Origin of the sequence: Amycolatopsis sp. CFH S0740 (assembly GCF_004522315.1) — a bacterium.
GTDB lineage: Bacteria > Actinomycetota > Actinomycetes > Mycobacteriales > Pseudonocardiaceae > Amycolatopsis > Amycolatopsis nivea.
The window spans coordinates 21,616-40,785 of the sequence record NZ_SDLS01000014.1 but is presented as its reverse complement, the minus strand read 5'-3'; the positions used below and the strand labels follow the sequence as shown (position 1 = coordinate 40,785).

21 protein-coding genes are annotated in these 19,170 nt (G+C 69.9%); 11 read left to right on the top strand and 10 right to left on the bottom strand.

The window, feature by feature from the left end:
• Positions 1-26: 26 nt before the first annotated feature.
• Positions 27-653, bottom strand: a complete 627-nt coding sequence (locus tag EIZ45_RS23365) for a heme-copper oxidase subunit III (protein ID WP_081684809.1) — start codon at positions 651-653, stop codon at positions 27-29.
• Between the two features lie 107 nt (positions 654-760).
• Here EIZ45_RS23365 and EIZ45_RS23360 point away from each other — a divergent pair, with 107 nt between their 5' ends.
• The 3 genes from EIZ45_RS23360 (at position 761) to trpD (ending at position 2,710) form a co-directional block, all read left to right on the top strand.
• On the top strand, positions 761-1,186 hold the full coding sequence (locus EIZ45_RS23360; protein ID WP_043831120.1) for a ribonuclease E inhibitor RraB: 426 nt from the start codon (positions 761-763) through the stop codon (positions 1,184-1,186).
• A 61-nt stretch (positions 1,187-1,247) separates the two neighbouring features.
• Complete coding sequence (locus tag EIZ45_RS23355; RefSeq protein ID WP_009074814.1) at positions 1,248-1,661, top strand: hypothetical protein; 414 nt, start codon at positions 1,248-1,250, stop codon at positions 1,659-1,661.
• Positions 1,662-1,666: 5 nt separating this feature from the next.
• The gene (trpD, locus tag EIZ45_RS23350) at positions 1,667-2,710 is read left to right on the top strand and encodes an anthranilate phosphoribosyltransferase (protein WP_205670079.1); all 1,044 of its coding nucleotides are present in this window, start codon (positions 1,667-1,669) and stop codon (positions 2,708-2,710) included.
• A 435-nt stretch (positions 2,711-3,145) separates the two neighbouring features.
• Here trpD and EIZ45_RS23345 read toward each other — a convergent pair whose 3' ends face one another.
• Positions 3,146-4,105, bottom strand: a complete 960-nt coding sequence (locus EIZ45_RS23345) for a GlxA family transcriptional regulator (protein ID WP_134665718.1) — start codon at positions 4,103-4,105, stop codon at positions 3,146-3,148.
• A gap of 83 nt (positions 4,106-4,188) precedes the next feature.
• Here EIZ45_RS23345 and EIZ45_RS23340 point away from each other — a divergent pair, with 83 nt between their 5' ends.
• Complete coding sequence (locus EIZ45_RS23340; protein WP_134665716.1) at positions 4,189-5,097, top strand: DMT family transporter; 909 nt, start codon at positions 4,189-4,191, stop codon at positions 5,095-5,097.
• Positions 5,098-5,108: 11 nt separating this feature from the next.
• Here the strand turns inward: EIZ45_RS23340 and EIZ45_RS23335 are convergent, their stop codons facing one another.
• Complete coding sequence (locus tag EIZ45_RS23335; protein ID WP_037809532.1) at positions 5,109-5,531, bottom strand: cytochrome c oxidase subunit 4; 423 nt, start codon at positions 5,529-5,531, stop codon at positions 5,109-5,111.
• Between the two features lie 32 nt (positions 5,532-5,563).
• The gene (locus EIZ45_RS23330; RefSeq protein WP_051728682.1) at positions 5,564-6,511 is read right to left on the bottom strand and encodes a cytochrome c oxidase subunit II; all 948 of its coding nucleotides are present in this window, start codon (positions 6,509-6,511) and stop codon (positions 5,564-5,566) included.
• 212 nt (positions 6,512-6,723) lie between these two features.
• Here EIZ45_RS23330 and asnB point away from each other — a divergent pair, with 212 nt between their 5' ends.
• The gene (gene asnB / locus EIZ45_RS23325; RefSeq protein ID WP_134665713.1) at positions 6,724-8,658 is read left to right on the top strand and encodes an asparagine synthase (glutamine-hydrolyzing); all 1,935 of its coding nucleotides are present in this window, start codon (positions 6,724-6,726) and stop codon (positions 8,656-8,658) included.
• A gap of 264 nt (positions 8,659-8,922) precedes the next feature.
• On the opposite strand, the gene EIZ45_RS23320 is transcribed toward asnB, so the two are convergent.
• Positions 8,923-9,912, bottom strand: coding sequence for a carbohydrate kinase family protein (locus tag EIZ45_RS23320; protein ID WP_106961136.1), 990 nt, complete (start codon positions 9,910-9,912; stop codon positions 8,923-8,925).
• Positions 9,913-10,067: 155 nt separating this feature from the next.
• Between EIZ45_RS23320 and EIZ45_RS23315 the strand changes: the two genes are divergently transcribed.
• Positions 10,068-10,253 (top strand): hypothetical protein, encoded by a 186-nt coding sequence (locus tag EIZ45_RS23315; RefSeq protein ID WP_043827638.1) that lies wholly within the window; start codon positions 10,068-10,070, stop codon positions 10,251-10,253.
• Positions 10,254-10,327: 74 nt separating this feature from the next.
• Here EIZ45_RS23315 and EIZ45_RS23310 read toward each other — a convergent pair whose 3' ends face one another.
• The gene (locus EIZ45_RS23310; protein WP_037809530.1) at positions 10,328-10,705 is read right to left on the bottom strand and encodes an iron-sulfur cluster assembly accessory protein; all 378 of its coding nucleotides are present in this window, start codon (positions 10,703-10,705) and stop codon (positions 10,328-10,330) included.
• A 143-nt stretch (positions 10,706-10,848) separates the two neighbouring features.
• On the opposite strand from EIZ45_RS23310, the gene EIZ45_RS23305 reads away from it, so the two are divergent.
• Both EIZ45_RS23305 and EIZ45_RS23300 read left to right on the top strand, forming a co-directional pair.
• The gene (locus EIZ45_RS23305; protein WP_043827639.1) at positions 10,849-11,508 is read left to right on the top strand and encodes a DUF3043 domain-containing protein; all 660 of its coding nucleotides are present in this window, start codon (positions 10,849-10,851) and stop codon (positions 11,506-11,508) included.
• A gap of 54 nt (positions 11,509-11,562) precedes the next feature.
• Positions 11,563-12,552, top strand: a complete 990-nt coding sequence (locus EIZ45_RS23300) for an aldo/keto reductase family protein (protein WP_037809525.1) — start codon at positions 11,563-11,565, stop codon at positions 12,550-12,552.
• A 105-nt stretch (positions 12,553-12,657) separates the two neighbouring features.
• Here EIZ45_RS23300 and EIZ45_RS23295 read toward each other — a convergent pair whose 3' ends face one another.
• A complete protein-coding gene (locus EIZ45_RS23295) occupies positions 12,658-13,359 on the bottom strand; it encodes a 2-C-methyl-D-erythritol 4-phosphate cytidylyltransferase (protein WP_134665711.1) in 702 nt (233 codons plus the stop codon).
• A 79-nt stretch (positions 13,360-13,438) separates the two neighbouring features.
• On the opposite strand from EIZ45_RS23295, the gene cobT reads away from it, so the two are divergent.
• Entirely contained in the window at positions 13,439-14,509 is a 1,071-nt protein-coding gene (cobT, locus tag EIZ45_RS23290; protein ID WP_037809521.1) for a nicotinate-nucleotide--dimethylbenzimidazole phosphoribosyltransferase, read from the top strand.
• 66 nt (positions 14,510-14,575) lie between these two features.
• On the opposite strand, the gene EIZ45_RS23285 is transcribed toward cobT, so the two are convergent.
• Positions 14,576-15,679, bottom strand: coding sequence for a branched-chain amino acid aminotransferase (locus tag EIZ45_RS23285; RefSeq protein WP_043827641.1), 1,104 nt, complete (start codon positions 15,677-15,679; stop codon positions 14,576-14,578).
• A 96-nt stretch (positions 15,680-15,775) separates the two neighbouring features.
• Between EIZ45_RS23285 and EIZ45_RS23280 the strand changes: the two genes are divergently transcribed.
• A complete protein-coding gene (locus tag EIZ45_RS23280) occupies positions 15,776-16,078 on the top strand; it encodes a hypothetical protein (protein WP_043827642.1) in 303 nt (100 codons plus the stop codon).
• A gap of 1 nt (position 16,079) precedes the next feature.
• Here the strand turns inward: EIZ45_RS23280 and EIZ45_RS23275 are convergent, their stop codons facing one another.
• Both EIZ45_RS23275 and EIZ45_RS23270 read right to left on the bottom strand, forming a co-directional pair.
• Positions 16,080-16,706, bottom strand: coding sequence for a DUF402 domain-containing protein (locus EIZ45_RS23275; protein ID WP_134665709.1), 627 nt, complete (start codon positions 16,704-16,706; stop codon positions 16,080-16,082).
• Positions 16,699-17,556, bottom strand: coding sequence for a sulfatase (locus tag EIZ45_RS23270; protein ID WP_134665707.1), 858 nt, complete (start codon positions 17,554-17,556; stop codon positions 16,699-16,701). Before EIZ45_RS23270 ends, EIZ45_RS23275 begins: the two co-directional genes overlap by 8 nt.
• A 102-nt stretch (positions 17,557-17,658) precedes the next feature.
• Between EIZ45_RS23270 and EIZ45_RS23265 the strand changes: the two genes are divergently transcribed.
• Positions 17,659-19,161: a leucyl aminopeptidase gene (locus tag EIZ45_RS23265; protein WP_134665705.1), complete on the top strand. Its 1,503-nt coding sequence runs from the start codon at positions 17,659-17,661 to the stop codon at positions 19,159-19,161.
• Positions 19,162-19,170: the final 9 nt, after the last annotated feature.

The following is a 19,170-nucleotide window of genomic DNA, read 5'->3' as shown; positions in this document are numbered from 1 at the left end:
CCGTTTTGTGGTGGGCGGTGCGGAGATCAGGGAAGGATGTAGATCACCGCGAAGAGGCCGACCCACACGATGTCGACGAAGTGCCAGTAGTACGACACGACGATCGCCGAGGTGGCCTGCGCCGGAGTGAACTTGCTGAGCTTCGTGCGGACCAGCAGGAACACGAAGGCGATGAGCCCGCCGATCACGTGCAGGCCGTGGAAACCGGTCGCGAGGTAGAACACCGTGCCGAACGGGCCGGACGGGATCGTGAGCCCCTCCTCGACCAGGTTGTGGTACTCGTTCGCCTGCCCGAACACGAAGATCGCGCCCATGATCAGCGTCACGATGTACCAGCGCCGCAGGCCGTAGACGTCGCCCCGCTCCGCGGCGAACACGCCGAACTGGCAGGTCAGCGACGACAGCACGAGGATCACCGTGAACGGGATCGCGTACCCGACGTTGAGGTGGAATTCCTCGCCGTGCAACGGCGGCGGCCAGGACGCCCCGGCCGGGTTCTGCGCCTTGACGGTGAAGAACATGGCGAACAGTCCGGCGAAGAACATCAGTTCGCTGGACAGCCACACGACGGTGCCGACACTGACCATGTTCGGCCGGTTCAGCGAGTGGACCCGCTGGCTGATGGTGGGAGCTGCCGTTGTCACGGATCGCATTATGTCCTCTCGCGACCGCACCCCGCCCGCCGGGTCTGCGGCGGGTCGTGGGAGCTTCGCGTCACACCCGCGCGCGAGACGCGGACCAGCGGCGGAAGGAGCTACTCGTGAGTTGGCTGGAGAAGCTCCGTGACCTGGTGAGAAAGCCGGAGAAAGCGGTTCTCGACCCGGACGCGCCCGGTCTGCGGACGGTCGTTTCGGCGTTCGATCCGGCCGTCGCGGATTCGGCGGTGCTCGCCGATTCACCCGGCTGGGCAAGCGAAGCGCCCGCAGTGCTCGTCCATCACCTCGTCCTTCCGGCGCACCGGCTGGAGGAGGCGGCGGCGATTCTCGCGCAGGACGGCTACGACCTGCGCGAACAAAGCCGCGACGGCGACCGGGTGCTGGCGCACGCCCGGCGGGTGCAGGTCCTGGACGCCCTGCACTGCGCCCAGGAACGGTCCCGGATGGCCGGTCTGGCGCAGCGGCTCGGCGGCGACGCCCCGGGCTGGGAGGCGCGGCAACCGGGTGACTCGCCCACCGCGTCCGCGTGAGATGCGTCTCGGCCGATACGATCGCGGCTGTTCCACCCGTGACGAGACGGAGGCGTGCTCAATGAGCGAGCAGTCCCAGCGGATCCTGGTGTTCAGCCACAAGGCCGAGGTCCGCGAGGCGATCATGAACGCCGTCGGCAGGCGCCCGGCGGCCGACCTCGGCCGCGTCGAGTGGGTCGAGGCGGCCGGCATCGCCGACGTGCTCGCCGAGATGGACGCGGGCTCGGTCGACCTCGCGATCCTCGACGGCGAGGCGCAGCCGACCGGCGGCATCGGCCTGACCCGCCAGCTCAAGCACGAGATCGACGACTGCCCGCCGATCGTGGTGGCCGTCCGCCGCCGGGACGACCGATGGCTCGCCACCTGGGCGCTGGCCGACGCCGTGCTGGTGCACCCCCTCGACCCGCTGACCGCGGCGGAAACCGTCGCCGGCGTGCTGCGCGCCGGGCGGGTCCCCGCCGTCAACGGCGGCTGAGCCCGGTGGGCGCCACCCCGCACACCTGGCCCGCGCTGCTGACCCGGCTCATCGCCGGCGAGGACCTGTCCGCGGAGGACACGGCGTGGGCGATGGACCAGATCATGTCCGGCAGCGCCGGGCAGGCGCAGATCGGCGGTTTCGCGGTCGCGCTGCGCGCCAAGGGCGAAACGCCCGCGGAGATCGCCGGCATGGCCGACGCGATGCTGGCGCACGCCCGGCGGATCACGCTGAGCCGTCCCGCGGTGGACATCGTCGGCACCGGCGGCGACCGGTCGAACTCGGTGAACATCTCCACGATGGCGACGATCGTCACCGCGGCGGCGGGCGCGCCGGTGGCCAAGCACGGCAACCGGAGCGCGTCGTCGAAGTCCGGCGCGGCCGACGTGCTGGAAACCCTCGGAGTGAAGATCGACCTGCCGCCGGAAGCGGTGCTCGCGTCGCTCGAGGAGATCGGCATCGGGTTCTGCTTCGCCCCGGCGTTCCACCCGGCGTTCCGGCACACCGGCCCGCCGCGGCGCGAACTGGGCGTGCCGACCACGTTCAACCTGCTCGGCCCGCTCACCAACCCGGCGCAGCCGCAGAGCGCGCTGATCGGCTGCGCGTACGCGGACAAAACCCGTGCCCTGGCGGAGATTTTCGCCCAGCGCGGGATGTCGGTGCTGGTGGCCCGCGGCGACGACGGGCTGGACGAGATCACCACCACCACGACGACGTCGGTGCTGGTGGTCTCCGGCGGCACGGTGACGGAACGCACCTTCGACCCGCAGTCGCTCGGCATCCCGCGCGCCACGGCGGAGGACCTGCGCGGCGGCGACGCCGCGGCGAACGCGGAGGTAGTCCGGGAACTGGTCAGCGGCAAGACCGGCCCAGTGCGCGACGCGGTGGTGCTGAACGCCGCCGCCGCGCTGGCCGCCTTCGCGGGCTTCTCCGATTCGCTCGAGGACGACTTGGCGGCCGGACTGGACCGAGCACGCCAGGCCATCGACAACGGCGCGGCAGCGGCGCTGCTGGACCGGTGGATCGCGTTCTCCTCGGCTGAGCGCTGACCGTTCGCATCGGCTGAACGCCGCATCGGGCGCTTTTCCGCGCCCGGTGCGGCGTTTGTCGTTTTCAGCGAGTCGTTCGGGGCGCTGTGGGGCGGGCGTTGCGAGCGCCCCAATGAGGTTTTCTCAGTAGCGCGGTGCGCGGTGGGTTCGCGGCAGGGGTGCTTGTCAGGGTGCTGCAGGCGCCGGCCGACGAGGCGGATCCTTGCCACTGCGCGCCCGCCCACTGCTGGAGGAAGGAAACTCCTCACGAGCGCGGTGCGTGAAGCTGCCCTCGGTCGACGGGCGCGGTTGGGCTGGCGCGGATGTCGTGAGGGGAACCCTGAGGGAATCTGAGTCCCTCAGGGTGGCCCTCACGGACGTCTGTGCGAGCAGCGAGCACGCAGCCGCTCCCGCGAAGATCCGCCACAGCAGGATCGCGACGAGCCGGACCAAGGCTCACGAACGGAAGGCGGTCCGGTAAGCGCTCGGCGTAGTAGCGCGCAACCGCGAAAACTGGTGCCGCAACGCCGCCGCCGACGCGTATCCGCAGGCCACCGCGATGTCCTCCACCGAAAGCGAGCCCTCCTCCAGCAGCGCCTGCGCCCGGTCGAGGCGGCGTTCGGTCAGCCAGCGGTGCGGCGTCGTCCCGGTCGCGGCCGAGAACCGGCGCAGGAACGTCCGCTCACCCAATCCGCTGCGGCGAGCCAATTCCGCGACCGTGAACGGTTGATCCAACCGTCGTTCCACCCATTCGAGCGCTTCGGCGACCACCGCGTCGTCCGGGGCGGCCGTCGCGGGCACCGGGGCCTGCACGAACTGCGCCTGCCCGCCCGCGCGATGCGGAGCGGCCACCATTCGCCGGGCCAGCGCCGTCGCCGCCGTGACCCCGCGCAGGCGGCGCACCAGGTGCAGGCAGAGGTCCACCGCGGCGACGGTCCCGGCGCTGGTGAACACGCCGTCGTCGTCCGCGTAGAGGGCTTGCGGGTCCACTTCCGCGGTGGGGAACAGGCGGCGGAATTCCGGTTCGTAGATCCAGTGCACGGTGCAGCGACGGCCGTCCAAGAGGCCCGCGTACCCGAGTGAAAAAACTCCCGCGCAGAACCCGGCCACCCACGCGCCGCGTTCCCGGGCGGCGCGCAAGGCGTCCAGCAGCGGTTCCGGCGGCGGCGCGGTCCGCGGCGCCTGCGTGGGCACAATCACCAAATCCGCCGACGCCGCGAAGTCGAGATCGCGCAGTCCTGCCAGGCCGAAGCCGGACCAGCTGGCCACGTCCGCGCCGCCCGGCGAGCACACGCCGAAGTCCCAGCCGGGCATGCCGTCCGCACTGCGGTCGGTGCCGAACACCTCGCACGCGACCCCCAGCTCGAACGGCGAAACCCGGTCCGCGAGCAGCACGGCGACCCGTTCCACGTCCATGCGCCCCAGCATGTCACAAGTTTTGCGGTCATTGTCATCTCTGACACTGGTTGAGCGTCGCCGCGGAGACGAATCTGGGTCGCATGAAGAACCCCGAATCCCGCCCGGTCCTGCAGTGGTCCGCGGCGATGGCGTTGTCCGGCACGATCGGCGCGGTCGTGCTCGAAAGCGGCGCGGCCGCACCGGCGGTCGCGTTCGCCCGCTGCCTCGTCGGCGGCGTCCTGCTGGTCGTGTGGTCCCTCGCCAGGGGCTGGTTCCGCGACTGGCGGCCGACCCGCCGCGACCTGCTGCTCGCGATCGCCGGCGGGCTGCTGCTGGTCGGCAACTGGGTGCTGCTGTTCGCGTCCTACTCGCTGTCGTCCATCGGCGTCAGCACGGTCGTCTACCACACCCAGCCGCTGATCCTGGTCGGAATGGCGGCGGTGTTCCTCGGCGAGAAGGTCGGCCGTTCGCACCTCGCGCGGGCGGGCATCGCGTTCGCCGGAGTGGTGGTGATTTCCCTTTCCGCACAAGGAGATGACGGACAACCCGTGCGATTCGCCGGAATCGCGCTCGCGCTCGGCGCGGCCCTGCTCTACGCCGGTGCGTCCTTCATCGCGAAGCAGCTCAAGCACATCCGGCCGCATCTGCTCGCAGCGGTGCAACTGACGGTCGGCGCGATCGTGCTCGCCCCAGCGCTGATTTTCACGCCGCTGCCGAGTTCGGCTCCGGGACTGCTGTGGCTGCTGCTCCTGGGCACGGTGCACACGGCGGTGATGTACGTGCTGATGTACGCCAGCATCGGCAAGCTGCCGACCACGACGGTCGCGCTGCTGTCCTACCTGTACCCGGTGGTCGCGGTCGTGGTGGACATGCTGGCGTTCGGGCACCGGCTCACCTGGCCGGAGGGCCTGGGCATGCTGGCGGTGCTCGCCGCGGCGCTCGCTCCGCAGCGCGCGAAGCCGGATACGCGAAACGCCCGGCCGGGGATTCCCAGCCGGGCGTCGCGGTGAAGCGGAAGAACTCAGTCGTGCTCGGGACCGGTGTGGTACTCAAACACCAGCCCGCCCACGGCGATGAGCAGCGCCACGATCGCCATCACGAGCAGCCAGATGTGGAAGAACGCGAGGGCGAGGCCGGCCAGCCCGGCCGCCGCGGCCAGCGCGACCGGCCAGTAGCTGCCCGGGCTGAAGAAGCCCAGCTCGCCGGCACCGTCGCTGATCTCGGCGTCCTCGCGGTCCTCCGGGCGCTCTTCGATCCGGCGGGACACGAACTGCATGTAGCTGCCGGCGAGGAACGCGAGGCCGCCGGTCAGGAACAGCGCGACGATGCCGACCGGCTCAGCCTTCTGGTCGGTGGTGAAGAGCGCGGTCATGACCCAGTAGACGGCGGTCATGAGGACGGCAAACCCCGCCACCATGTAGAAAATCCGGGCTTCGACCTTCATGGGATTGGTCCCCTGCTCCTTCTGGTTCGCCGTCAGTTGGACGCGGTGCGCGCGGTGCGGTCGGTGTTGAACGGCTTCGTGGTCACCGCGTACGGGCTGCACAGCTCGCCGCAGTTCATCGAAGCCAGCGCCTCAGACGCGGTGTTCGGCTTGCCGGTCTTCGGGTTCGTCTCGGTGCGCAGCTTGAGGTACTGGTCGAACTTGTCCGGGGACAAGGCGCGCACCTCGAAGTTCATCACCGAATGGTACGTCCCGCACAGCTCGGCGCAGCGGCCGACGAACGAGCCTTCGCGGTCGATCGAGTTCTGGAACGAGCTGTCCTGGTTGTTCTTCTCCGGGTCCGGCATCACGTCGCGCTTGAAGTTGAACTCCGGGACCCAGAACGAGTGGATGACGTCCGTCGAGCGGAGCCGGTACTCGATGGTCTTGTTCGTCGGCAGCACGAGCAGCGGGATCTCGCCGGAGGAGCCGACGGTGCTCACCTGGGTGCCGTCGGCGCGCTTGGCGGCGTCGCCCTCGTACTTGAACTCCCAGTTCCACTGGAAGGCGATCACGTCGACCACGACGTCCGGGTTCGGCTTCTTGTCGAGGACCTTGCTCTCGGTCGTCGCCGTGAAGAAGAACAGCACGCAGACCATGATCGTCGGCAGGACGACCGTGAAGATCTCCAGCGGGATGTTGTACTGGAACTGCCGCGGGAGGTCCTCGGGGCCTTCGGCGGCCGCGCCCTTCTTCTTGCGGTGGAAGATCGCGGTCCAGAAGATCAGGGCCCACACGATCGCGCCGACGACGAGCGCGGCGACGACCGTCCACGTCCAGAGGGTGCGCATCTGGTCGGCCTGCGGCGTGACGCCCTTGGGCCAGCCGAAGCGGAGGATCTCGTCTCCCGAGCAGCCCGTCGCGGTCAGCGCCACCAGCACGGCCAGCGCGGCGACACGCCCGACCCGCTTACCCACCGGGGTGCGCTCTGGTTTTCCCACTGCGCCCTGCCCTTTCACCCAACAGGCCCTCTCACACCGGGCCTTCTTCGACCGATCTTCGTGACAGGCGGAGCCTAGCCGAGTTGGCCGCTCCCGCTGACCAAGGGGTGACCAGTTGCGCCACGCGTCACCCGCTTTCCGGGCGAGTCGCCCCGCACCGGCATACTGGGCCCTTCCCCGGACCGGCCCGACCCTGAGGTGTGTGAGTACACGTGTGCGGCCTGCTTGGACTGATCTGCGCGACCGAAAACGACGCCGCGGCGGCCCGTGCGAGCGTCGGCGCGGCGATGCGCTGCCAGCGTCACCGCGGCCCCGACGAGCAGGACACCTGGGCCGATGCCGAGGTCGTGTACGGCTTCAACCGGCTCGCCTTCATCGACGTGGACCACGCGCACCAGCCGCTGGTGTGGGGCCCGCCGGAGGCTCCCGGCCGCTACACGCTGAACTTCAACGGCGAGATCTACAACTACCGCGAGCTGCGCGACGAGCTCGCCGAAAAATTCGGTGCGAAATTCGCCACTGAAGGCGACGGCGAGGCGATCGTCGCGGCATATCACTACCTCGGGGACAAAGCGGTCGAAAAGCTGCGCGGCATGTTCGCGTTCCTGATCTGGGATTCGGCGGAAAAGACCGTTTTCGGCGCGCGCGACCCGTTCGGGATCAAGCCGCTCTACTACAGCGAGGGCCCGAAGGGCACGGCGTTCTCCAGCGAGAAGAAGAGCCTGCTGGAGCTGTCTGACACGCTCGGCGTCGCGCAGGAGCTGGACCGCAAGGCCCTGCAGCACTACCTGGTGCTGCAGTACGTGCCGGAGCCGGAGTCGCTGCACACCGCGATCCGCCGCGTCGAGTCCGGCACCTCGTTCCGGCTCTCGCCGGGCGGGAAGCCCGAGTTCACCCGCTACTTCCACCCGAAGTTCGCCGCGAAGCCGGTGAACGGCCCCGCCGAGGCCGAGGCGCTGTACGAGCGCATCGCCGATGTGATGCGCGACTCGGTCGGCAAGCACATGATCTCGGACCCGGACGTGACGGTCGGCGCGTTCCTCTCCGGCGGCATCGACTCCACCGCGACCGCGACGCTCGCCAAGGAGCACAACCCGAACCTCATCGCGTTCACCACCGGCTTCGAGCGCGAGGGCTACTCCGAGGTGGACGTGGCCGCGGAATCGGCCGCCGCGATCGGCGTGAAGCACGTGGTCCGCACGGTGTCGGCGGACGAGATGATGGAAGCGCTGCCGCTCATCGTCTGGTACCTGGACGACCCGGTCGCGGACCCGGCGCTGGTCCCGCTGTGGTTCATCGCGCGCGAGGCCCGCAAGCACGTGAAGGCAGTGCTGTCCGGCGAAGGCGCGGACGAACTGTTCGGCGGCTACACGATCTACGGCGAGCCGATCTCGCTGGCCCCGTTCGAGAAAATCCCCGGCAGCGTGCGAAAACTGCTGGGCAAGGTGTCCACGAAGATCCCGGAGGGCACCCGAGGCAAGGACCTCCTGCGCCGCGGCGCGCTCCCCCTGGAAGACCGCTACTACGGCAACGCCCGCAACTTCCGCGACGAGCAGCTGCGCGCCGTGCTGCGGACGTACCAGGAAGGCGTCGGCTTCAAGGACGTCACCGCCCCCTGGTACGACGTGTCCCGAGGCTGGGACCCGGTGGCCCGCATGCAGCACGTGGACCTGTACACCTGGCTGCGCGGCGACATCCTGGTCAAGGCGGACAAGGTGACCATGGCGAACTCGCTGGAGCTGCGCGTGCCGTTCCTGGACGCCGAGGTGTTCAAGGTCGCCGCTTCGATCCCGCTCGACCAGAAACTCGCGCACGGCACCACCAAGTACGCACTGCGCCAGGCCCTCGCGAAGATCATCCCCGGCCACGTCCTGAACCGGAAGAAACTGGGCTTCCCGGTCCCCATCCGCCTGTGGCTGCGCAACGAGATGTACGACTGGGCGCGCGGCATCATCAACGACTCGAAGACCGACGAACTGCTGGACAAAACCGCAGTGCTGCGCCTGCTGGACGAACACAAGGAAGGCCAGCTGGACCGCAGCCGCCAGCTCTGGGCCCTGCTGGTCTTCATGCTGTGGCACGGCATCTTCGTGGAACACCGCATCAAGCCGGAAATCCCGGAACCGGCCTACCCAGTCAAGCTCTGACCGGACGTGAGGGGAACCCTCATTGACTCTGATTCCCTCAGGGTTCCCCTCACGGCCCTAAAACCGCACCGGCGCACCCAACGAGCGAGGCACCCAGCCCTCCCCCGCACCCCGATACGAAGCGCATCTGCGGTCGGTGGGTGCTTGTCAAGGCATCTTTCCCGCCTTGACAAGCACCCACCGACCGTCAGCACAATCAAGCTTCGGGGTGCCCCACGCAACCACCAAGCGATGTCGCCGCCAGGCGACGAGGCGGACCGAGACTCAAGCAGGCAAAACCGCCGCAATCTCCTCAGCAGCCTCAGGCCCGAACGCCTCCCGCAGCCGAGTCAACGCCTCGCCCCGCTCCAGCCGCCACTCCTGCGTCCCCACAGTCTCCAGCACCAGCACAGCGATCAAACACCCCAACTGCGCCGCCCGCTCCAAACTCAACCCGCCATCGATCGCAGCAAGGAACCCAGCCCGGAACCCATCCCCCACCCCAGTGGGATCAGCCTTCCCCCGCTCCGGCACGGCCCCGATCTGCAACGCAGTCCCGTCCCGCCCGACGATCTCAACGCCCTTCTCCCCCAGCGTGGTAATCCGCAGCCCAACGCGCTCCAGCACGTCAGCCTCGGTCCACCCAGTCTTCTGCAGCAGCAACTCCCACTCATAGTCATTGCTGAACAGGTACTTGGCCCCCTCCACGAACGACCGCACCTGCGCCCCGTCCATCCGAGCCAGCTGCTGCGAGGGATCAACGGCAAACGTGTACCCGCGCTGACGGCACTCCTGAGCATGCCGAACCATGCCCTCAGGATCGTCCGGACTGATCAACACCAGCCCCAGCCCGCCGACCCGATCCGAAATCGGCCCCATCTCGATGTTGCGGGACTCCGCCATCGCGCCCGCGTAGAACGTCGCGATCTGGCACATGTCCTCGTCCGTGGTGCACACGAACCGCGCGGTGTGCGCGACCTCGGAAACCAGCACGCCCGAGGTGTCCACGCCGTGGCGCTGCAGCCACGACTGGTAGTCCGCCCAGTCCTGGCCGACGGCGCCGACGAGCACCGGCTCGACGCCGAGCACGCCGAGGCCGAACGCGATGTTCGCGCCGATGCCGCCGCGGCGCACGACGAGGTCGTCGGCGAGGAAGCTCAGCGACACCCGGTGCAGCTGCTCGGCGACGAGCTGCTCGGCGAACCTCCCCGGGAAGTGCATCAGATGGTCCGTAGCGATGCTGCCGGACACGGCGATCCTGGGCTTGTCTGCCACCGGTTCTCCTCACGGGGTGGATGAGCTGTCGTTTTCGCGCCCTGACGCAAGTTACCCGCTGGTCATGACCCTTCCGGGTAGTTTCCGCGCCACGTTCCGACACTACCGGCCGGTACTCGTTTCCCGTTCAAGTCCGGCTGAATAGCGTGGCTCGAGTGAACCTCGCGACCGAACCGGAAACCCTCGGCGACCTGATCGCCGACTGCGCCCACCTGCCGTCCACGCTGCAGCCCGAACAGCCCGTCGACCAGGCCCGGCTGCCGCGCCCGAGGGCCGCGCGGCCGTGGACGGTCGACGACGCCTGCCACGCGCAGGTCGCCGATCTCGACGCCTACGTCTGAGCCGGCCGGGAACGCCGGAAACGAGAACGGGCCCCAGCGCGGATCGCGCGGGGGCCCGTTTTCCGGCTCTGGGCTCAGTGGAAGCTGTCGCCGCAGGCGCAGGAACCCGTGGCGTTCGGGTTGTCGATCGTGAAGCCCTGCTTCTCGATGGTGTCGACGAAGTCGATCACGGCCTCGGACACGTAAGGCGCGCTCATCCGGTCCACGGCGACCTGGAGGCCGTCGAAGTCGCGGAACAGGTCGCCGTCGAGCGTGCGCTCGTCGAAGAACAGCTGGTAGCGCAAGCCAGCACAGCCGCCGGGCTGCACGGCGATGCGCAGGTGCATGTCGTCGCGGCCCTCCTGTTCGAGCAGCGCCTTCGCCTTGGCGGCCGCGGCGTCGGTCAACGTCACGCCGTGGGTCTCCTCGGCGGTCTCGGCCGCAGCCGCACCGGTCTGCTCAGCGGTCGTCATGGCACTCCCTCTTGGTCGAACTCGCTGCGGGTACATCTCGTGTCCTAGGCACAACACGGGACTCGCCCGATCTGTTCCCCTCCATCGTCGCATATGGAACGACCTGGTGAACAAAGCCGTGACGCCTGCAATACCCTGGTGAGGTGAGGTTCCTGCGCCGAAGCACCACTGACCCCGCCGCCGAAGAGTCCGCGGCCGAGACCGCCGTGGCCGATTCCCCGGTCACGAGCAAGTCGTACACGCCGGGAAAGGGCAAGGCGACGCCCAAGCGCCGCGAGGCCGAGGGACGCAGGCGCGGGCCGGTCGCGGCGCCGCCCACCTCCATGCGCGAAGCGATGAAGCGCAACAAGGAGCTGCGCAAGGCCAACCCGGTCAGCAAGGAAGACCGCAAGGAAGCCGCCCGCGTGCGCCGCGAGCGGATGATGTCGGGCGACGACAAGTACCTGCCGCCGCGCGACAAGGGCCCGGTCAAGGCGTACGTGCGCGACCTGGTCGACTCCCGGCGCAACATCCTCGGCCTGTTCATGCCGCTGGCGATCCTGGTGTTCCTCGCGCTGCTGGTCCCGGCGCCGGCGGTGCAGCAGTACATCACCCTGGTCTGCATGGCGATGCTGCTGGTCATGGCCATCGAGGGCTTCGTGAACGGCCGCAAGATCTCGAAGCTGGTCCAGGAACGCTTCCCGAAGGAACCGGCGACGGCCAAGCGCGGCGTCGGCTGGTACGCGTTCGTCCGGGCGAGCCAGATCCGCAAGCTGCGCGTGCCGAAGCCGCGGCTGAAGGCCGGGGACCCGATCCCGAACTGAGCCGTCCGGCACACAGGTCGTTAGCCTCGCGAACGAAACGTTTACGCTGTCGGCATGGAGTTTCGACGTCTCGGCCGCAGCGGCCTCAACATCAGTGAGATCTCCTACGGCAACTGGCTGACCCACGGGTCCCAGGTCGAGGAGGACCAGGCGCAAGCCTGCATCAAGGCGGCGCTCGACGCGGGCATCACGACCTTCGACACGGCTGACGTCTACGCCAACACCGCCGCGGAGTCGGTGCTCGGGCGCGGGCTGAAGGGACAGCGCCGGGAGAGCCTGGAGATCTTCACCAAGGTCTTCTGGCCGACCGGTCCGAAGGGGCCGAACGACAAGGGTCTCTCGCGCAAGCACATCCTCGAGTCGGCCAACGCGTCGCTCAAGCGGCTCGGCACCGACTACGTCGACCTCTACCAGGCGCACCGGTTCGACCGGACGGTGCCGCTGGAAGAGACGATGCAGGCGTTCGCCGACCTGGTCCGCCAGGGCAAGGCGCTCTACATCGGCGTCTCGGAGTGGAACGCCGAGCAGATCTCCCGCGGCGCGGCGCTCGCCCGCGAGCTGAAGATCCCGTTCGTGTCGAACCAGCCGCAGTACTCGATGCTGTGGCGCGTCATCGAGTCGCAGGTCGTGCCCGCTTCCGAGCGCGAGGGCCTGAGCCAGATCGTCTGGTCGCCGGTGGCGCAGGGCGTGCTGACCGGCAAGTACAAGGTGGGCCAGCCGCTTCCCGCCGGTTCGCGCGCGACCGACGAGAACGGCGGCGCGAACATGGTGAAGCGCTTCCTCGACGAGAAGACCCTCGCCGCGGTAGCGAAGCTGGAGCCGCTGGCGGCCGACGCCGGGCTGTCGATGGCGCAGCTGGCCGTCGCGTGGGTGCTGCAGAACCCGAACGTCGCGTCGGCGATCATCGGGGCCTCGCGGCCGGAGCAGGTGCACGACAACGTCAAGGCCGCGGGCGTGAAGCTGGAGCCGGAGCTGCTCACGGCGATCGACGAGGCGCTGGGCGACGTCGTGGTCACCGACCCGGCGCTCACCGTTTCCCCCTGATCAGCGCAGCCGGGTTCATCCCGGCGAAAGTCCGTGAAGGGCTCATTCAGGGAATCTGATTCCCTCAAGGAGCCCTTCACGGACCTCCTGCGGGCACAGCGGCGACTACGAAGAAGGCCGCAGCAGGAACCGCTCCGCCACCGCGAGGTCGTGCGGATAGGTGATCTTCACGTTCTCCGCGCTGCCGGGCACCCACCGCACCGGCAGCGCGGAGAACCGCTCCATGCACGAAGCCGTGTCGGTGCCCAGAAACCCTTCCTCGGCGGCCTGTTCGTACGCCGCGAGCAGCGGTTGCGCCCGGAAGCCCTGCGGGGTCTGCACCCGGATCGCGCCGGGCAGCGGGCCCGCCACTGTGTCCGGTCCGGCCATCGAGACCACGTCATCCGCGGCCAGTCCCGGCACCGCTCCCCCGTCTTCCCTGGTCCGTTCCAGCACCGCGGCGATCAGCTCCGACGTCACCAACGGCCGGGCGCCGTCGTGCAGCAGCACGGAATCCACAGTCCCGTCGGCGATTCGCGGCGCGAGATGGCGCAGCGCGTTCAGTTCGGAAGCCTGCCGTGTCGGGCCGCCGGTCACGATCTCCACCGGAGCGCTCGTCCCGGCCAGCACCTCCTCGGCCAGCGGCGCGTCCTCGGGCCGGATCACCAGCACCAGCACGCCGATCCCGGGCACCGCGGCGAACGCGTCCAGCGACCACGCCACCACCCGCCTGCCCGCGACCGGCAGGTAGACCTTGTTCAGCGCGGCCCCGACCCGGGTCCCCGCACCACTCGCCAGCACGACCCCGGCCGCCGTCGATTCCCGCACGCCGACCGACCCTAAGGGCCCTGCCCGCGCGGCGGTAGGTTGGGCGCCGGGACGCCCAGCGGCGAAAGGAAACCTGGCTGTGGACACCGGCGAAACGGGCATCGAGTTCGGCGAGATCGAACCGCCGAGCGACCTGGCCCGGTCGGGCGCGATCGCGCTGCACGACAAGCTCGTCAAACCGGCGGGCTCGCTCGGCAGGCTGGAAGAGCTGGGCGTGTGGATCGCTTCGTGCCAGGGCCAGGCGCCGCCGCGGCCGTTCACCCGCCCGCGCGTCGTCGTGTTCGCCGGCGATCACGGCATCGCGAAGAAGGGCGTCTCGGCGTATCCGCGGGAGGTCACGTCGCAGCTCGTCGGGACCATGCTGACCGGCGGCGCGGCGATCAACGTGCTCGCCGCCGCGGCGGGCGCGGGCGTGCGCGTGGTCGACATGGCCGTGGACACCGAGGAATCCGCGATGCGGTCGATCGGCGAGTTCAAGGTCCGCCGCGGTTCCGGCTCGATCGACGTCGAGGACGCGCTCACCGACGCCGAGGTGCGCGCCGCGGTCGAAGCCGGCCGCAAGATCGCCGACGCGGAGGTCGACGGCGGCGCGGACCTGCTGATCGCGGGCGACCTGGGGATCGGCAACAGCACCCCGGCGTCGGTGCTGGTCGCGGCGCTGACCGGCAGCGAACCGGTCGCCGTGGTCGGCCGGGGTTCGGGCATCGACGACAACACCTGGATGCGCAAGGCCGCCGCGGTCCGCGACGCGCTGCGCCGGGCCCGCGCGGTGCTGGCCGACCCGCTCGCGCTGCTGCGGACGTCCTCGGGCGCCGACATCGCCGCGATGACCGGCTTTCTCGCGCAGGCGGCGGTTCGCCGTACGCCGGTGGTGCTCGACGGGCTCGTGGTCTGCTCCGCCGCGCTCGTCGCCGAAGAACTCGCGCCCGGCGCGCGCCGCTGGTGGATGTCCGGTCAGCTCACCGGCGAACCCGCGCACGCGCTCGCGTTGGAGCACCTGGACCTCGGGGCGCTGCTCGACCTCGACGTCCGCCTCGGCGAAGGCACCGGCGCGGTCACCGCGTTGCCGCTGCTGATGATGGCCAGCCGCGTGCTCGCCGAAATGACCACGCACGAGCAATCCGGCGTCTCCGGCCCGCTCACGTCCTGAAAGCCGTGAAGGGCTCCTTGCGGGAATCCGATTCCCGCAAGGAGCCCTTCACGGACAACTAGAACCTCAGGTGAGCGGGGTCATCCAGCCGGACGGGGCCGGGCGGGTGCCTTCCTGGATGCCGACGAGCTGCTCGCGCAGGGCCATGGTGACCGGGCCCGGCTGCCCGCCGGAGATCGAGAACTCGCCGCCGCCGTGCTTCACGTGGCCGACCGGCGTGATGACCGCCGCCGTGCCGCACGCGAACACCTCGGTCAGTTCGCCCGAGGCGGCCGCCTTCTCCCATTCGTCGGTGGAGATCCGGCGCTCCTCGACCTTGTGCCCGGCGTCCTTCGCCAGCTGCAGCAGCGACTTCCGGGTGACGCCCGGCAGCAGCGAACCGGTGAGCTCCGGGGTGACCACGCGGACGTCGTCGCCCGAGCCGAAGACGAAGAACAGGTTCATCCCGCCCATCTCCTCGACCCAGCGGCGCTCGACCGCGTCCAGCCACACCACCTGGTCGCAGCCCTTTTCGACGGCCTGCGCCTGCGCCACGAAGGACGCCGCGTAGTTGCCAGCGCACTTCGCCGCGCCGGTGCCGCCGGGGGCCGCGCGCACGTACTCGGTGGACAGCCACACGCTGACCGGCTTGACGCCGCCGCTGAAGTACGAGCCGGCCGGCGAGGCGATCACCGCGAAGACGTACTCGTCGGCCGGGCTGTTCACGCCGAGGCCGGCCGAGGTGGAGATCATGAACGGGCGCAGGTACAGGGAGTCGCCCTGGCGGGTCGGCACCCAGCGCTCGTCGACCGCGATCAGCTCGCGCAGCGCGTCGACGAAGGTCTCCACCGGCAGCTGCGGCATCGCGAGCCGTTCGGCGGATTCGCGGAACCGCTGCGCGTTGGCGTCCGGCCGGAACGCGGCGATCGTGCCGTCCGGCTGGCGGTAGGCCTTGAGGCCCTCGAAGATCGCCTGCCCGTAGTGCAGCACGGACGTGGCCGGGTCGAGGGTGAACGGTTCGTACGGCCCGACCTTGGCGTCGTGCCAGCCCTTTTCGGTGCTGTAGCGGACGGTGACCATGTGGTCGGTGAAGTGCGTGCCGAACCCCGGCTTGGCAAGTACCTCAGCGACGCGTTCAGCACTCGCGGGGCTCGGGTTCGGAACGTGAGTGAACTGCGTCGCTGTCGTCATGCTTAGACAATAACGCTTGGTCGGAAGCACGTTAGTCGGAAGTCCTGTGGTTTTACTCGCTGCACCGGCCCCCGCTCGCAGCGTCACCCCACTACGATGGACGCCGTGAGCACTCAACCAGCACGCCAAGCCGGGCCCGGCGCCGGGCCGGACGTCAAGACCTTCGGCACCGCGGCCCTGCTGACCTTCGGCGCGGGACTGCTCGGGATGGTCGGCTGGGGCCTGCTTTCGAGCGGGTTCGGCTTCTTCCTCGGTCTGGTCGTCGCCGGATTCGGCATCTACTGGTGGAAAAACCTGCACGGCAAGGTGATCACCAAGAACCTGCCGACCAAATCCGTGGTGATCCTGCTCGTCGTCAACATCGTGCTGTTCATCGCGCTGGTCCTGCTGGCCCAGTAGGTCAGCACAGCCCGGCGGGCAGCGCCGGAGCGGGCCAGTCCGGGTCCGGGCGGAAATCGGTGTGCGTGCCGTCGAACGGGTACGCGCCCCGCTCGGCCAGCGCGCCCATCCGTTCGCCTTCCGCGCGCAACCGGTCGAGGTCGGCGGTGGTCAACCGGCCCGCGTCGAGGGCCGCCTCCGCTTCGTCCTCGTCCTTCCATTCCCAGCCCGCGCCCGGCGTCACGACCAGGTCGAGGACGCCGTCGATCCGGTCCGGGCCGGTTTCGGTGCGCCCGCGCGGCAGCTCGAGGTTCACGTACCAGTCGCGGAACCGGCCGTCCGGCTCGAAAAACCACCACACCGACGACCACGCCCGGTCGGGGATCAGGCGCAGCGTCGAGGAGCCGTGCCAGATGTCCGGCACGCATACGCGCGGCTCGCGGAACCGTTGTTCCAGCGGCGCTTCCCGCAATGAGCGGCCGTCCGCGAGCCTGCTGCCGACGATCGGCGTGCTGGCCGGGAGCCAGCCGAGCAGCGTCTCGCCGTCGTCGGAGAGCACGCGCAGCGGATGGTGCTGGCCGATGCTGCCGTCCGGGCGGACGAAACGTTCGACGACTGTCTGTCCCGGCGCCCAGCGGTGCTCAGTCATGGACGCCACGGTAGCGGCGAACCCGCACGCGCAGCAGCAGTTCCGCCACCGCGCCGAGGCCCGCCACGAGCGGTACCGCCGGCAGCGGAACGAACGCCGCGGCGGCCGCTGCCAGCGCTGCGGCTACCGCGACCGGAGCCCCGCCGGACGGCGCAAACCGCTGTCGAGCACCGACGAAAGTCGTGAATGCCGCGGGAAGAGTCGCCAGCACTGCGATCACCGTGAGCAACGGCTGGAGCTGTCCGGCGTCCGCCGCGGAGAGCAGATCCCGCATCGCGGTCCCGGACAGTCCGAGCCGGACCGGACCCAGCTGCAGCAGGGTCACCGCCGTGACCGCCACCGCGACCAGACTCAGCACGAGCGCGCGTCCGGTGCTCCGCTCCCCTGGTTCCGGAACGAGGAACGGCAGCAGGAACAACGCCGCGACCACGATCCCGGCCACCGGCGGCGTGCCGATTCCGCCCGTTTGCGCAACCGGAGCGACCGCCAGGCACATCGCCACGAGCACCGCCGCGGCGGCCAGCAGCACCCCGAGCACCCACTTGACCAGCAGATCCGGCAGCCGCAGCCCGGCGAAACCCGCCGCCGCGACGAACACCACGAGCGCAGCGGCGGCGTATCCGGGCTGCACGGGGAACACGTACGCGCCGAAGGCCTGCGCGAGCACGACGATCTGGGCCAGCCGGGATAATCCGCCGACGATCCGGGCAGCCGGATCATCGCCGAGCGCGGGCAGCCGGGAAGCCGCGACCGCGATCAGCGCGGCGAGCAAAACCCCGCCGAGCACCCAAAACCCGGCCCCGGCGGCGCCTGCCGCCAGCGTCACCAGGAGTGCTCCCGCGAGCCGCACCGCGATCCCCCTTCCCCCGTCCGGATGGCTTTGTCATTAGCATGGCTCACGATCGACCGGGCAGATCGCCCGGCACCACCGCGACGTCGCGAGGAGCCAGAAGTGACCGTGCCGAAGCTTGCCCTCTCCGAGAACACGGGTGCGGCATTGGGCAAGACCCGCGCCGACGTCGTCGTGATCGGCACTCTCCAGGGCGAGGGCGGCCTCGAGCTCGCCGCCGGCGCGGAGGTCGCCGACGCGGCGTTCGACGGCAAGCTCGCCGAGGTGCTGGGCACGCTCGGCGCGACCGGCAAGGCCGAGGAGATCGTGAAGCTGCCGACGCTGGGCAAGCTGCCCGCGGGCGTCGTGCTGGCGGTCGGCCTCGGCAAGCCGCAGGACGGCGTAATCACCGCCGAGCAGGTGCGCCGCGCGGCCGGCGCCGCGGCCCGCGCGCTGAACGGCACCGAGCGCGCGTTCGTCACGCTGTCGGCGCTCGACCTGCACGCCGCCACCGAAGGCATCGCGCTGGGCGCGTACGTCTTCACCGAGTACCGCTCGGAGAAGGGCGAGGGCCCGCTGGCGAAGGCCGACCTGGTCAGCCCGGCCGAGGGCACCGCGCGCGAGCACAAGGCCACGCTGAAGGCGGCCGGGTTCATCGCCGAGTCGGTGATCATCGCCCGCGACCTGATCAACACCCCGCCGAACGACCTGTTCCCGGCGTCCTTCGCCGACCGCGCGAAGAAGCTCGCCGACGAGAACGGCCTCGACTTCGAGGTGCTCGACGAGAAGGCCCTCAAGCGCAAGGGCTTCGGCGGCATCCTCGGCGTGGGCGGCGGTTCGTCGCGGCCGCCGCGTCTGCTGCGGGTCAGCTGGAAGCCGACCAAGGCGCGCAAGAAGGTCGCGCTGGTCGGCAAGGGCATCACCTTCGACTCGGGCGGCATCTCGCTGAAGCCCGCCGCGAACATGGACCACATGACCTCCGACATGTCGGGTGCGGCCGCCGTGCTCGCGTCGGTCGTGCTGGCCGCGAAGCTGAAGTACCCGCTCGAGGTCACCGCGCACATCCCGCTGGCCGAGAACCTGCCCTCGGCCACGTCCTACCGTCCCGGCGACGTGCTGACCATGTACGGCGGCAAGACCGTCGAGGTGCTCAACACCGACGCCGAGGGACGCCTCGTGCTGGCCGACGCGATCGTGCGGGCGGCCGAGGAGAACCCGGACTACCTGATCGAGACCGCCACGCTGACCGGCGCGCAGGTGGTCGCGCTGGGCAACCGGATCTCCGGCGTGATGGGCTCGGACGAGTTCCGCGACCGCGTCGCGGGCATCATGCAGGCCACCGGCGAGGGCGGCTGGGCCATGCCGCTGCCCGACGAACTGCGCGCCGACCTGGACTCGCGCCTGGCGGACATCGCGAACGTCACCGGCCAGCGCTGGGCAGGCATGCTCGTCGCGGGCGTGTTCCTGCGCGAGTTCGTGCCCGCCGACCTGCCGTGGGCGCACCTCGACGTCGCAGGCCCGGCCTTCAACTCCGGCGGCCCGTGGGGCTACACCGGCAAGGGCGGCACCGGCATCCCGGTCCGCACCATCGCCGCGGTGCTGGCGGACATCGCCGACCAGGGCTGATCGACCTGT

What these genes read in the sequence shown, in the direction of transcription:
- EIZ45_RS23310 (WP_037809530.1), bottom strand. Translation starts at nt 10,705, where the DNA reads ATGACGACCGCTGAGCAGACCGGTGCGGCTGCGGCCGAGACCGCCGAG.
- EIZ45_RS23345 (WP_134665718.1), bottom strand. Translation starts at nt 4,105, where the DNA reads ATGGACGTGGAACGGGTCGCCGTGCTGCTCGCGGACCGGGTTTCGCCG.
- EIZ45_RS23355 (WP_009074814.1), top strand. Translation starts at nt 1,248, where the DNA reads ATGAGCGAGCAGTCCCAGCGGATCCTGGTGTTCAGCCACAAGGCCGAG.
- EIZ45_RS23335 (WP_037809532.1), bottom strand. Translation starts at nt 5,531, where the DNA reads ATGAAGGTCGAAGCCCGGATTTTCTACATGGTGGCGGGGTTTGCCGTC.
- EIZ45_RS23280 (WP_043827642.1), top strand. Translation starts at nt 15,776, where the DNA reads ATGGACGCCGTGAGCACTCAACCAGCACGCCAAGCCGGGCCCGGCGCC.
- EIZ45_RS23340 (WP_134665716.1), top strand. Translation starts at nt 4,189, where the DNA reads ATGAAGAACCCCGAATCCCGCCCGGTCCTGCAGTGGTCCGCGGCGATG.
- EIZ45_RS23275 (WP_134665709.1), bottom strand. Translation starts at nt 16,706, where the DNA reads ATGACTGAGCACCGCTGGGCGCCGGGACAGACAGTCGTCGAACGTTTC.
- EIZ45_RS23365 (WP_081684809.1), bottom strand. Translation starts at nt 653, where the DNA reads ATGCGATCCGTGACAACGGCAGCTCCCACCATCAGCCAGCGGGTCCAC.
- EIZ45_RS23285 (WP_043827641.1), bottom strand. Translation starts at nt 15,679, where the DNA reads ATGACGACAGCGACGCAGTTCACTCACGTTCCGAACCCGAGCCCCGCG.
- EIZ45_RS23300 (WP_037809525.1), top strand. Translation starts at nt 11,563, where the DNA reads ATGGAGTTTCGACGTCTCGGCCGCAGCGGCCTCAACATCAGTGAGATC.